Genomic DNA, 14,024 nt, shown 5'->3' with positions numbered 1-14,024 from the left:
GTTGTCATGATTTTATGAGAGCCTAATGCTTTTAGATGCCGTATATGGTTGAGTCTTTTCTGACAGTGCTATGCATTTCTGTTAAAATTTGCGCCTTTTAAATTTCCCTAGAAATTATTTTTAATTTCAAACATCCCTTAAAAAATTCAATCGGGGCTATGAATGTTTCAACTGCTCGTATCTAAAACTCAAAGTATGAAAAACGATGTGCTTTCTGGGTTAACTGTGTCTCTGGCGTTGGTGCCTGAAGCCGTTGCCTTTGCTTTTGTTGCCGGCGTCGAGCCTTTGGTGGGGCTGTATGCCGCATTTCTTGTTGGTTTAATTACCGCGACTATAGGTGGCCGTCCAGGAATGATTTCGGGTGCCACAGGTGCTCTTGCTGTTGTTATGGTGAGCTTGGTTGCTCAGCATGGCGTTGAATATCTGTTTGCTACTGTGGTGTTGATGGGTATTTTACAAATGCTTGCAGGGGCGTTCCGATTAGGGAAATTTATCCGTTTAGTGCCTCACCCCGTTATGCTGGGTTTTGTAAACGGTTTAGCTATCGTTATCTTCTTAGCGCAGATGAAGCAGTTTAAATTTGCTGATGAAACGGGAGCGTTTCAATGGCTGCAGGGCAGTGAAATGGGCATGATGTTAGGGCTAGTCGCTTTAACCATGGCGATTATTCACTTTCTACCAAAATTAACACGTGCCATTCCATCGTCACTCGCTGCTATTTTAGTGGTCTCTTTGTTGGTTATTTTCCTCGATTTAGATACGCGGACGGTTCAGGATGTGTTGGCCAACATGACAGGTAATGCCGATGCTACGATAGCTGGTGGTTTACCTGCTTTTAGTATTCCAAGCGTACCAATGACGTTTGAAACGTTTTATATCATCTTGCCTTATGCTGTGATTTTAGCTGCGATTGGTTTGATTGAATCCTTACTAACATTGACCTTGATTGATGAAGTAACTGAAACCCGTGGGCGCGGTAATAAAGAGTGTGTGGGCCAGGGTGTTGCAAATATCGTTACAGGTTTCTTTGGCGGTATGGGTGGTTGTGCCATGATTGGTCAAAGTATGATCAATATTAATTCAGGTGGGCGAGGTCGTGCATCGGGTATTTCTGCCGCTCTGTTCTTGCTGGCGTTTATTGTCGTAGGTGCATCTCTTATAGAGATGATTCCTGTTGCTGCATTAGTTGGCGTGATGTTTATTGTTGTAATAGCAACGTTTGAGTGGGCTAGCTTTCGCTTGTGGGGCAAGGTGCCTAAAGCAGACTTACTGGTCGTCTTAACCGTAACTGTAGTTACTGTAATGAGTGATCTGGCTATTGCTGTTGTGGTGGGCGTTATCATGTCAGCTCTTATGTTTGCTTGGAAGCATGCTAAACATGTTGAGTTTGAAACATGGACTGAAAGCGAAGGACAAACAAAAGTTTACCTTTCTCACGGGCCGTTGTTTTTTGCGTCAGCGCAAAGCTTTAGAGATAACTTCAAACCTAAAAGTGATCCTGATGATGTGATTATTGACTTCAAAGACTCGCAGGTAATGGATCATTCGGGCATTGAGGCCATTGATGCGGTAGCTGAGCGTTATATGGCAGCAGGAAAAACGCTGCATTTACGTCACTTAAGCCAAGAATGTGTCGTGTTGCTTGAGAAGGCGGGGAGTCTGGTTGAGGTTAACTTGATAGAAGACCCTGATTATAAAATTGCAGACGACCGACTCGCATAGTTGTAAGTCGGTTGTATAAACGGGTGGGCGCTTACTTTTTAGTGAGCGCTTGTCCTTCAAAGCGAATGCCTTTCCAGCCATCACACATAAAGTTACGAATATTACCGTGGTCATCACCTTCAGGTGTGTTGAGAACATCCTGATAAAACCTACCAAAGCAGCGTAATGTCTGCTCTTCGCCAAGCTCTAATAGTTGTGAAAAAGCAAAGATTTTGCATGAGCCTTCATTCTTACCCGCTTCATTAGCTACTTTTTTGTCACTTAGACCGTTAGTAAAAGCGGTAGGCACATAATTAAAGTGCTCATTGATGACGGCCATGGTGTCTTCGAAATCAATTTTTCCTGATGTGCTAGATTGAGACATGAGTTGTGAAATAAAAATTTCAGGTGTCATAGGAGCTCCACTTTTAATGATTAATAACTATCTGTATGAAAATAAAGGCTGTTTGTAACATGGATAGGTTCGTTAATCACGGTTAAGAGGCATAAAAAAGCGACCTAATGGTCGCCTTTTAAAAATGTTACCCAGTTAATGTTGGATAATCTGGCTAAGGAAGAGCTGTGTACGTTCATGTTGCGGGTTGTTGAAGAACTCATGAGGCTCATTTTCTTCAATAATTTGTCCTGCATCCATGAAAATAACACGGTCGGCCACTGTTTTTGCAAAACCCATTTCATGAGTTACGCATAGCATGGTCATACCACCCTCATCTGCCAGTTCAATCATTACATCGAGCACTTCCTTAATCATTTCTGGGTCAAGTGCCGATGTAGGTTCATCAAAAAGCATTACGTCAGGGTTCATGCAAAGGGAGCGTGCAATGGCAACACGTTGTTGTTGCCCTCCTGATAATTGCCCTGGGAATTTTAAAGCCTGTTCCGGTATCTTTACGCGCTCTAGGTATTTCATCGCAGCGGCTTCTGCTTGTTTACGCGGCTCTTTCCTGACCCAAATAGGGGCTAAGCAGCAGTTTTCAAGAACCGTGAGATGTGGGAAAAGGTTGAAGTGCTGGAAGACCATGCCTACATCTTTACGGATCGTTTCAATGTTTTTTAGGTCGTTCGTTAGCTCCATTCCATTTACAATAATGTCACCTTTTTGATGTTCTTCTAGGCGGTTAATACAACGAATCATCGTTGATTTTCCTGAACCTGAAGGACCGCAAATAACAATACGTTCCCCTTTTTTAACCTGAAGATTTATATTTTTTAAGACGTGGAAATCGCCATACCACTTATTCATTTCTTTTAGTTCTATCATCAGTTGATCTGATGCTTCGTGTGTTTCTTGTGTACTCATAATAATCTCCACGTCTTTTAGCGCGTGTTGTGTCCGGTTTGTAAGCGTTTCTCAAGGTTTTGGCTATAACGAGACATACCAAAACAAAAGACCCAGAAAACAAAAGCAACAAAAATATAGCCTTCCGTTGAGAACCCGAGCCAAGCAGAATCACTATTCGCTGCTTGGACGATCGCAAGGATATCGAACAGGCCAATGATAAGTACTAGGCTGGTATCTTTGAACAGTGCAATAAAGGTGTTCACGATACCCGGAATCATCAGTTTAAGTGCTTGCGGAAGAATGATTAATGACATCGATTTCCAATAACCTAAACCTAATGCATCAGCTGCTTCATATTGACCTTTGGGTATTGCTTGAAGACCTCCACGAATAACCTCTGCCATATAAGCTGACTGGAAAAGTATGATGCCGATCAAAGCTCGTAGTAGTTTGTCGAAGGTGATCTCTTCAGGGACAAACAGAGGTAGCATGACCGAAGCCATAAACAGAACTGTGATTAGTGGAATACCGCGCCAAAACTCAATGTATATCACTGAAAAGGACTTCACGATTGGCATATTAGAGCGTCGACCTAACGCCAGCAGTATACCGAAGGGCATCGCTGCAACAATACCAATAACGGCAAGTACCAGTGTGAGGCTCAGGCCTCCCCATTTGTGAGTCTCCACCACCTCTAAGCCAAAGCTGCCACCATAAAGCAGGTAAAAAGCGATGATAGGGTAGATGAAAAGAACAAATACTGAGACATAGCCTTTGTAGGGTGTTTTATCAACAACCAGCCAGACAATAGCAACGGCAAAGATAAGGAAGGTAGTATTGATGCGCCAATATTCAGTATCAGGGTAAAACCCATACATGAATTGGTCCATACGGTAAGTGATAAATGCCCAACAAGCACCTCCACTGGTGCAGGCTGCAGGTGAATCACCAAACCAGTCTGAGTCTATAAATGTCCATTGTAATGCTGGACCAAGTAGTGTGACTAAAAAATAGCCAATAATAAGTGTGGCAATTGAGTTAGTCGCATTACTAAATAGATTTCTTTTTAGCCAGCCTAATACTCCCGTTGTACTGGGAGGTGCTGGTAGGGTGGGTTCTAAATCATATTTCATATTTTCTCTCCACCTATCGCTCAATCAAGGCTTTACGGCTGTTATACCAGTTCATAAAGATCGACGTCAGAATACTAAGCGTCAGGTATACGGCCATGGTCATGAAAATAACCTCAATGGCTTGTCCCGTTTGGTTTAGTGTTGTGCCTGCAAATACTGAAACCAGATCAGGGTAACCAATAGCGGTTGCTAGAGATGAGTTTTTTGTGAGGTTAAGGTATTGGCTAGTAAGCGGAGGTATTATGACGCGCAGTGCTTGAGGAAGAATAATGAACCTTAGTGTTCTTGCACGAGGAAGACCTAAAGCGCTTGCTGCTTCTAGCTGGCCGTTTGGCACAGAAAGAATACCACCACGTACTATTTCTGCGATAAAAGCGGCTGTGTAAATTGTGAGTGCAAGCCACAGAGCCATCAGCTCGGGAATTAATACCATCCCGCCTACAAAATTAAAGCCTTTAAGTGCTGGTTGCTCAATCTCTAATGGCATTCCCATAATGAGGAACACAACAAAAGGTAAGCCTATGATAAGCCCTAAACCTGCATATAAAGTAGGAAAATCCTGCCCAGTATCATCTTGGCGTTTATCTGCCCAGCGTTTTAGTAGCCATGTAGCAACTATGCCTAAGAAAAAGGCTATCCACACGTAATTGAATCCATCAGTCCCTATAGGTTCAGGCATATATATACCGCGAACGTTTATAAAGCTTCCTAGAAACTCAATACTTTGCCGTGGGCTTGGTAGTGTTCGAAGAACAGCGAAGTACCAAAAAAAGATTTGTAGTAAAAGAGGGATATTACGAAAAATTTCAATATAGACAGTACAAATTTTTGCGATTAGCCAGTTTTTTGATAGCCGGCCAACACCTAAGAAAAAACCTAGGAATGTCGCAGCAACTATACCCATTAAAGATACAAGAACAGTGTTTAACAAACCGACTAAGAATGTACGACCATAACTGTCTGTTTCAGTATAAGGGATGAGAGATTGTAGAATACCGAAACCCGCTTCCACATCAAGGAAAGCAAAGCCGGTAGTAATACCGCGTTGCTCAAGGTTACTTAGCGTATTGTTTATAATATAGAGGAAGAAGGCTGCAAGCCCCAAGACAAGTAATACTTGGAAAAACAGGGCGCGTTTATCCGGGTCGTTCCAGAAACGACCACTGCTTGGTTGAGTTGCAGAATTCTTTTGGTTTGATCGATCAAGTGTCGACATCGAATTCTCCACGGAACAGGTAGAAAGGGGTCTAAGAAGAACCCCTATCTGGAATCAACTATAGAGGGATATGGAACCTGAGCTCCATATCCAACTAAAAATGATTAACGCATAGGTGGTGCGTACTGTAGGCCACCATTTGTCCATAGTGCATTAATACCGCGACTTACTTTCAATGGTGAGTTAGCACCGACATTGTTTTCAAATGCTTCGCCGTAGTTACCTACTTGCTTAACAATTTGGTAAGCCCAGTCGTCATTAAGTCCAAGTCCTGTTCCTTTTGGTCCTTCAAGGCCTAGTAGGCGACGTACGTTTGGATTAGAAGACTTCAGCATTTCATCTGCATTTTCTGAAGTAATACCCAGCTCTTCTGCGTTTAGCATGGCATTGTGAGTCCATTTCACAACGTTAAACCACTGATCGTCACCTTGGCGTACGACAGGGCCGAGTGGTTCTTTAGAAATGACTTCTGGTAATACCATGGCAGCATCAGGTTTTTCTAGTTTGATGCGAATAGCATATAGCTGAGATTGGTCAGAGGTTAGTACGTCACAACGTCCTGCATCGAAACCTTTGGCCGTCTGATCAGATGTGTCGAATACAACAGGAGAGTATGTCATACCATTTTGGCGAAAATAGTCTGCTAAGTTTAGCTCTGTTGTTGTACCTGCCTGAATACAGAATGCTGCACCATCAAGCTCTGTTGCACTTTTAACACCCAGAGATTTAGCTACCATAAAGCCTTGGCCGTCATAGTAATTTACGCCGGCAAAGTTAAGGCCTAGTTGAGTATCACGAGTCTGCGTCCATGTAGTGTTACGAGATAGAACATCGATTTCACCAGATTGTAGAGCGGTAAAGCGTTCCTTAGCGGTTAGAGGAATATATTTAACTTTACTGGCATCACCTAACGCTGCTGCTGCAACTGCACGGCATAGATCAACATCTAAACCATTCCAGTTACCCTTTTCATCCGGATTAGAAAAGCCTGCGAGCCCAGTGGTAACCCCACACTGAACAACACCTCGGGCTTTAACTGCATCTAAAGTTCCTTCTGCCATAGCGTGGCCAGCAAAGCTTACTGTAAGAATTGCTGCTGTAATCAAACTCGTTTTCATCATTAGAGTAATCCTCCTAGGATCAGGGAAATTATTTTTATAGTGGTCTGTTGTGTGCTGCATTTAGATGCAGCACCCGTTGGAGAATAATGCAAAAGTCGTACCTATTTTTATTATTGTTGGTTTTATAGTTGTCAATTTCAGTGTAGTTGATATTTGATAAATTCCCCGCCTAAGGGTTTTTGCTTTATCTAGTGAATTATATTTCCAAAAATGAACAGCTAATACAACGCTTATACTACGTAGGGGTTATTACTTATTTTTTGTAAGGGCGTGTTTGAATTTGTTTATAGGGGCTTTGTCAGGTGAGTAAACTAGGTGCGCTGCACTGGTTTAGCGCATAATTAAGTCGTTTAAAAAGTCTGTAGTAATTAAGTCTTTAGGCGAAAAAAAGGCCCGTACGGGCCTTTTTATTGGAGTATTAGATAGCTATTTAATACGCATACCCGGTTGAGCTCCTTGATGAGGCTCTAAAATCCACAGCTCTTCACCGCCTGGACCTGCTGCTAATACCATACCCTCAGACATGCCAAACTTCATTTTACGAGGCGCTAGGTTAGCAACCATAACGGTTAGCTTCCCTTGCAGGTCTTCAGGTGCATAGGCTGATTTTATGCCAGCAAAGACGTTACGTGTCTCTCCACCTAGATCCAGTGTCAAGCGTAGTAGCTTCTTTGCACCATCGACATGCTCAGCTTTAGCTATCAGTGCTACTCGAAGATCAACTTTTGCAAAGTCATCAAAAGAAATAGTATCGCTGATAGGGTCATCACTTAGCGGTGATGATTCTGCTGGAGCTTGTACGGCAGGGGTTGCTTCCATTGTTTGACGGCTATCTTCAATCAGTGCTGCTATTTTATCTTCATCCACACGCTGCATCAGCGGTTTGAATTTATTAACAGTATGGCTGGTTAGCGGCTGTTTGACTGTATCCCATGCAAGCGAGTCCAGGTTTAGGAACGCTTTTACATCTTCAGAAACCTGAGGAAGTACAGGGGCTAAGTAGGTGCAGATAACGCGGAAGAGGTTAATACCCATGGAGCAGCAGTCTTGAACTTCTTGTTGTTTGTCTTCCTGCTTTGCGAGTACCCAGGGTTCAGCTGTATCAATGTATTGGTTGGCTTTATCAGCAATCGCCATGATTTCACGCATGGCTCGTCCAAATTCACGTTTCTCATAAGCATCGGCTATGGAGTCACCAGCAGTGACTGCTTCTTGGTATAGCTCAGGAGATGAAAGCTCTGCTGAAAGTTTCCCATCAAATTTCTTGTGAATAAAACCGGCACAACGAGATGCTATATTGACCACCTTATTAACTAAGTCTGCATTAACGCGCATGCGAAAGTCTTCAAGGTTTAGGTCAATATCGTCAATGCCTGAGCCCAGTTTAGCGGCAAAATAGTAACGCAGGTATTCTGGGCGAAGGTGATTAAGATATGTTTCCGCCATGATGAACGTGCCACGTGACTTCGACATCTTTTGGCCATCTACGGTCAAGAAGCCGTGGCAGAACACACCATCTGGCTTTTTAAAGCCTGCGCCTTCAAGCATTGCTGGCCAGAATAATGTATGGAAGTAAGCGATATCTTTACCAATAAAGTGATATAGCTCGGTGTTTGACGCTTCATCCCAGTATTCATCAAACTCTACACCCGTTTTATCGCACCAGTTCTTAAAGCTAGCCATGTAGCCAATAGGAGCGTCTAACCAAACGTAGAAATACTTACCCGGAGCATCTGGGATTTCAAAGCCCCAATAAGGAGCGTCACGGGAAATGTCCCAGTTCTGTAAACCAGACTCAAACCATTCATTTAGTTTATGAACCATCTGCGATTGAACATGCTTATCAACCCAGTTGCGTAGAAACTCTTCAAAATCTCCGAGTTTAAAGAAATAGTGCTCAGACTCTCTTTCTATTGGCTTAGCACCAGAAACAGCAGAATAAGCATTTTTTAGATCTACCGGGCTGTATGTAGCACCACATTTTTCACATGAGTCGCCATATTGGTCAAGAGCGCCACATTTAGGGCAGTCGCCTTTTACAAAGCGATCGGGTAGAAACATCTCTTTTTCAGGATCGTAAGCTTGTGTGATGGTCTTTTTAGAAATATGACCTTTATCGCGTAGTCGCGTGTAAATCAGCGATGCAAAATGCTTATTTTCTTCTGAGTGAGTCGAATAGTAATTATCGAATCCCACCATAAAACCCGAAAAATCTTTCTGGTGGTCTTGGCTGACTTTCTGGATCAGCTCTTCAGGGGTAATGCCTAGCTGGTCGGCTTTAAGCATAATGGGTGTGCCGTGCGCATCATCAGCACAAACGTACGTGCAATTATGGCCGCGTTGTTTTTGGAATCGCACCCAGATATCGGTCTGAATATATTCAACCAAATGGCCGAGATGAATAGGGCCGTTGGCATACGGCAGGGCGCTTGTAACGAGTATTTTTCGCTGAGTATCTGGCATGATTTTAAAGACGTAGCTACGTGAGTGAATATAAAAAGGATAGTTTACGGTGTTAAGTGAGGTTAATGAACCTAATTTGCATAAAATTAGTGGACAGTTTCCTTATGCTTGACTAAACCTTATACCAATAAGTGGTTAATATTGAGTTAAGGGGTTATGCATATGGATGCAAAAGTGAAGCTCACGCTGCATGACAAAAATATCTTGGTCTGTCGCTCAGCTTCGCTCAAGGATGAGGATATCAATACCGTAGCTGATCTTAACAATTGGTCAGTGTGTCGTGTAGATTCCGCTGAGAAAATGCTTGAACGTATTCAGCAGCAGCATTTTGATATTATCATTGTTGGGGTGTCTGATAATCCAGAGCAGATGCTGGCGGCGTTAATGTTGGTTATACAAAAAAGCCCAAATTCGATACGAATAGTAGTATCGGGAAATTTATCTCCGACTATTGCTGCTCGTGTTTCGGAAGTTGCACACTCTTCATTACCTGAAAATTGTACCGACGTTCAACTTTCTTTGTCGGTAGAGCAGGCCTTAAAAGTTGCTGGCCTGATTCACAAGCCAGAGATTAGGGACTTTATAGGCCGTATTGAACGTCTGCCGTCTTTGCCTGATATATATGAAGCCTTAAATAGGGCGCTTATGTCTGGCCAGTCCAGTGCTCGTGAGATAGCTCAAATTGTAGAGCGTGATCCTGTTATGTCGGCCAAAGTGTTGCAGCTGGTGAACTCGGCTTTTTTTGGTTTGGAAAGGCAAATCTATCGTTTGAATGAAGCTGTGACTATTTTAGGTGTTCGACTTATTCGTGATTTGACCTTAGCATCTCATCTTTTTGAGGCGTTTCCACAAAGCTCCGCATGGACTAGTTTTTCTTTTTCAGAAATACATAGCCGCTCAATGCTAGTCGCACGGTTCGCTCAAGATATTTGCCGGTCAGTAAAAGCTGATAGACATTTACAAGGGCAAGCCTTCCTGGCTGGCTTGTTACACGATTTTGGTATGATTGTTCTAGCCTCGCATGATCCTGAAAAATATCGAATTGTAATGAGTAAAGCGACTGAGTTATCTCAGCCACTGTATGTGGTAGAGAAAATGAACATCGGCGTATCTCATGCAGAAGCAGGGGCGTATATGTTGGGTTTATGGAATTTGCCGCCTAAGGTAATAGAAGCAGTACTGTTTCATCACTTTCCGGGAAGTAGCCCGTCCAATGACTTTCAGCCACTCACGGCAGTGCATATTGCTGATGCCTTGCTACCTTCCGTTGGTAATGGGATTGGTTGTTCTGTCTCTAGCCAGCTAGCGCTAAAGTATGTTGAGCGGTTAGGTTTGAAAAATCATTTGAATCAGTGGGAAATGATGGCCAACGAGTATGCAGTAAAAGTAGCTGATTAGCTTTGATTTCTTATGGTTATAAATAAAGAGGCTTTGAGCCTCTTTTTTTTCGATTGACCTCGATGTGATGACTGATAAAATGCGGCCTTCTTATTTACCCCCCCTTCCTATTTTTAAAAGTTTAGAGGTATTCAATGGCACTATCTGACATCCAGCCCGAACGCTATGATGAATTATTGGCTGAAAAGGTTGCAGGAGTGCGTGATAATTTTACTGCCTTTGAGCTTCCCGATATAGAAACCTTCGCATCACCTAAAACCCATTATCGATTACGTGCAGAGTTTCGGGTGTGGCATGAAGGAGATGATCTCTACTATGTGATGTTTGAGCCGGGTGATAATCGTAACCCTATTCGTGTTGATGAGTGTGCCATGGTGGCTCCTCGTATTCACGAAGTGATGTTTGATTTACTAGATGTAATTCGAGCAAATTCTTCGTTGCGCTTTAAGTTATTCCAAGTTGATTTTCTTAGCACCTTGTCTGGCGAGCTGTTAGTTAGCTTGCTATATCATCGTCCAATTGATAATAGTTGGGCTGAGGAAGTACAAGGGCTTCGTAAGCAGTTTAATATTGATATCGTTGGCCGTTCACGTAAGAAGAAACTGATTGTTGAGCGGGACTTTGTTATTGAAAACCTTGATATTAATGGTAGAACTTACGAGTTTAAACAGGTAGAGAATAGCTTCACACAGCCTAATGGGGAAGTATGTAAAGACATGATTCGCTGGGCTTTGGATGTAACTAAAGATGCCGGTGGTGATTTAGTTGAATTTTATTGTGGTAGTGGCAATTTTACTTTGCCTCTAGCGCAAAATTTTCGACGAGTGGTCGCAACTGAAATCTCTAAGACCTCGGTTCGGGCTGCTGAGTACAACATTGAGGTTAATGGGATAACTAATCTGGACGTACTGAGAATGCCCTCAGAAGACTTAACGTTAGTGCTTCAAGGGAAGAAAGAAACACGTAAAGTACAGGGGCTTGAATTAGAAACGTGTGAGTTTTCAACAGTCTTAGTAGATCCACCGCGTTCAGGGCTCGACGATGAAACTGTCGCGCAGATTACTGAATACGAAAATATTGTTTATATCAGCTGTAATCCAGATACATTGCATGACAATCTAATGTCGATAACTAATACCCATAAGATTGAGCGTTTCGCTGTGTTTGATCAATTCCCTTATACCCACCATCTTGAGTGTGGTGTTTACTTGACGCGAAAATAGAATTGATGCGACGCTTATGTTGAGCGTTAAGTTTGGGCACTTGGCTGTGTTGCTAAGTGCCTCACCATTTATAAATGGCTTCTTAAATTAGTGGTCTTTTAAGTAGGGGCATGTGTGCTAGCACTTTTAAGGGTTAAGGGTTTTTTAGCGTTTATAGGTGTCGCATTTATCAATGCTTTTGTTGATCTTGGCCATAAGATTATTGTTCAGAATACCTTGTTTAAGTCTTATGAAGGGCCTGAGCAGATTATCTTAACGGCTATTGTTAATAGCCTGATTCTATTGCCATTTATTCTACTACTCTCGCCAGCAGGGTTCATTAGTGATCGATTCTCAAAACCGATAGTGATGCGTTGGTCTGCGCGGTTAGCGGTGATCTTCACGCTCATTATTACGTTAAGTTATTATCAGGGGTGGTTTGAGTTAGCCTTTACTATGACGCTATTTTTGGCCTTGCAGAGCGCACTATATTCTCCTGCAAAATATGGATTTATTCGTGAATTAGTCGGCACGGATAATCTTTCCAAAGGTAATGCATGGATACAATCAGCAACCATGGTGGCTATATTGTCAGGCATTGTGGTTTTTTCATTACTTTTTGAAATACTATTGACTGACTTATATGTAACTGGAGAAGATCCTGCCGTTATTCTTCAGCATATAGCACCATTAGGCTGGGCTTTAGTGTTGGCAACAGTAATGGAGGCTGGATTAGCGCAACGCTTACCGGTTACATCTTACGCGAAGTCTTCGCTAGCGTTTGATTGGTCAGCTTATCGGCGTGCTGCTTTATTGAAGAGCAACATGAATGCCATTATTGAGCGCAAGTTGATTTTTAAATGTGTTCTTGGTCTGTCGATTTTTTGGACAATCAGCCAAGTGATGCTTGCTGTATTTCCCTCTTTTGCAGAAGAGACGCTAGCAGAACAGAATACTTTTGTGATTCAAGGAACTATGGCGTTAGCGGGTGTCGGTATAATGTTTGGCTCATTCTTAGTGGGGCGCTGGTCAAAACAGAGTATTAACCAAGGGCTGATTCCTTTAGGTGCTATCGGCGTGATGCTTGGGGTGTTTAGTTTACCTTTGGTGAGTTCATTACAATGGGCTAGCGTTGCTTTTTTGTTGATAGGCATTAGCGGCGCTTTAATGACGATCCCTTTAAATGCTTTGATCCAATTTCATGCACCCGTTGATAATATGGGCAAGGTACTAGCGGGAAGTAACTTTATTCAAAATATTTCCATGCTGTGTGGTTTAGTGCTGACCGTCATGTTTTCATTATTAAAGCTGGATGAAACGTGGTTGTTATATGCTATTGGCGTGCTTGCTATGATTGGTGCTTTTCATACAATATCGATGAAACGTAATGCTGCTTAGTCGTGCTCCAAATTAGTTGCTAAATAGCTTTGTATTCGGAGTGTGCGGAATAACCCCTTTCATGCCAAAATTAGTCATTGCCTGGTTCTAGTATGAATGCAGGTTGGTCATTGGCATTCAATCAAAATCTATGCATAATAACCAACTATAATACTGGGTTATTGGCGGCGATGTCGCCTTCAAGTGGAGAATATAATGCAAGCACCCGCAAAAGCTTCTGGTTTGCCAGGGGTTAAATACGTTATAGCTATAGCGTCCGGAAAAGGTGGCGTAGGCAAGTCAACAACGACTGCAAATCTAGCTTTAGCCTTGATGGCAGAAGGTCAAAATGTTGGTGTTTTGGATGCGGATATTTATGGTCCAAGCCAGGGGATGATGCTCGGTATACCTTCAGGCACACGACCCCAGCCTGTAGGCGAAAATGCCATGAAGCCGGTCTCTATTCATGGATTGCAGGCGATGTCGATTAGCTTGCTGATCGATGAGAATACACCGATGGTGTGGCGCGGCCCAATGGCCAGTGGTGCCTTGCAGCAGCTAATAACTCAAACACAGTGGGAAAACCTTGATTATCTATTGATCGACATGCCACCAGGAACGGGTGATATTCAGTTAACTCTTTCACAAAAAGTTGCTGTAGATGGGGCTGTTGTTGTTACTACGCCTCAGGATATTGCTTTGTTGGATGCTAAAAAAGGCATTGAAATGTTCAATAAAGTGAATATTCCCGTGTTAGGTGTTGTTGAAAACATGAGCACTCATATCTGTAGCGCATGTGGGCATGAAGAGCATGTTTTTGGCGCAGGAGGTGGGCAACGGATTGCGCGTGACTACGATACTGAATTACTCGGCTCGTTGCCATTAACTATGGAAATTTGCCAGCAGGCTGATTCGGGTACTCCTACTGTTGCAGCAGAGCCTGAAAGCGCGGTTTCTCTTATATATCGCGATGTTGCAAAAAAATTGATGGCAAAAGTACAGAGCCAGCCTGATGGTGCTTCTAAAATACCGCAGATCAATATTGTTGAAGATTAGCCTGCTGATAACAGCCTGATCACTTAAACCGCATTTTCTATTAGATAAATGCGG

Annotated in this window: 11 protein-coding genes; 5 read left to right on the top strand and 6 right to left on the bottom strand. The window is 42.8% G+C overall.

Annotated features, from left to right (window positions below; genetic code table 11):
- Positions 1–162 precede the first annotated feature (162 nt).
- Complete coding sequence (locus G511_RS0120725) at positions 163–1,722, top strand: SulP family inorganic anion transporter (protein ID WP_028471348.1); 1,560 nt, start codon at positions 163–165, stop codon at positions 1,720–1,722.
- Between the two features lie 31 nt (positions 1,723–1,753).
- On the opposite strand, the gene G511_RS0120720 is transcribed toward G511_RS0120725, so the two are convergent.
- The 6 genes from G511_RS0120720 to metG all read right to left on the bottom strand — a co-directional run bounded on the left by G511_RS0120720 (position 1,754) and on the right by metG (position 8,937).
- Entirely contained in the window at positions 1,754–2,116 is a 363-nt protein-coding gene (locus tag G511_RS0120720; protein WP_028471347.1) for a HopJ type III effector protein, read from the bottom strand.
- 135 nt (positions 2,117–2,251) lie between these two features.
- Positions 2,252–3,022: an amino acid ABC transporter ATP-binding protein gene (locus tag G511_RS0120715; RefSeq protein ID WP_028471346.1), complete on the bottom strand. Its 771-nt coding sequence runs from the start codon at positions 3,020–3,022 to the stop codon at positions 2,252–2,254.
- Between the two features lie 17 nt (positions 3,023–3,039).
- Positions 3,040–4,137, bottom strand: a complete 1,098-nt coding sequence (locus tag G511_RS0120710) for an amino acid ABC transporter permease (RefSeq protein WP_028471345.1) — start codon at positions 4,135–4,137, stop codon at positions 3,040–3,042.
- 13 nt (positions 4,138–4,150) lie between these two features.
- The gene (locus G511_RS0120705) at positions 4,151–5,353 is read right to left on the bottom strand and encodes an amino acid ABC transporter permease (protein ID WP_028471344.1); all 1,203 of its coding nucleotides are present in this window, start codon (positions 5,351–5,353) and stop codon (positions 4,151–4,153) included.
- Positions 5,354–5,457: 104 nt separating this feature from the next.
- Positions 5,458–6,471 carry an amino acid ABC transporter substrate-binding protein gene (locus G511_RS0120700; protein ID WP_028471343.1) on the bottom strand — a complete coding sequence of 338 codons (1,014 nt, stop codon included), beginning with the start codon at positions 6,469–6,471 and terminating at the stop codon, positions 5,458–5,460.
- Between the two features lie 429 nt (positions 6,472–6,900).
- Positions 6,901–8,937, bottom strand: coding sequence for a methionine--tRNA ligase (gene metG / locus G511_RS0120695; protein WP_028471342.1), 2,037 nt, complete (start codon positions 8,935–8,937; stop codon positions 6,901–6,903).
- Between the two features lie 162 nt (positions 8,938–9,099).
- Between metG and G511_RS0120690 the strand changes: the two genes are divergently transcribed.
- The 4 genes from G511_RS0120690 to apbC all read left to right on the top strand — a co-directional run bounded on the left by G511_RS0120690 (position 9,100) and on the right by apbC (position 13,970).
- Complete coding sequence (locus tag G511_RS0120690) at positions 9,100–10,335, top strand: response regulator (RefSeq protein WP_028471341.1); 1,236 nt, start codon at positions 9,100–9,102, stop codon at positions 10,333–10,335.
- Positions 10,336–10,469: 134 nt separating this feature from the next.
- The gene (gene trmA, locus G511_RS0120685) at positions 10,470–11,558 is read left to right on the top strand and encodes a tRNA (uridine(54)-C5)-methyltransferase TrmA (protein WP_028471340.1); all 1,089 of its coding nucleotides are present in this window, start codon (positions 10,470–10,472) and stop codon (positions 11,556–11,558) included.
- A gap of 114 nt (positions 11,559–11,672) precedes the next feature.
- Complete coding sequence (locus G511_RS0120680) at positions 11,673–12,935, top strand: MFS transporter (RefSeq protein WP_028471339.1); 1,263 nt, start codon at positions 11,673–11,675, stop codon at positions 12,933–12,935.
- 195 nt (positions 12,936–13,130) lie between these two features.
- On the top strand, positions 13,131–13,970 hold the full coding sequence (gene apbC, locus G511_RS23595) for an iron-sulfur cluster carrier protein ApbC (protein ID WP_084629182.1): 840 nt from the start codon (positions 13,131–13,133) through the stop codon (positions 13,968–13,970).
- Positions 13,971–14,024 lie beyond the last annotated feature (54 nt).

The sequence above is a fragment of the Neptunomonas japonica DSM 18939 genome (genome assembly GCF_000422765.1).
In the GTDB taxonomy this organism is placed as follows: domain Bacteria; phylum Pseudomonadota; class Gammaproteobacteria; order Pseudomonadales; family Balneatricaceae; genus Neptunomonas; species Neptunomonas japonica.
The sequence above is the reverse complement of the archived record's forward strand: the minus strand, read 5'-3'. Positions and strand labels throughout refer to the sequence as shown.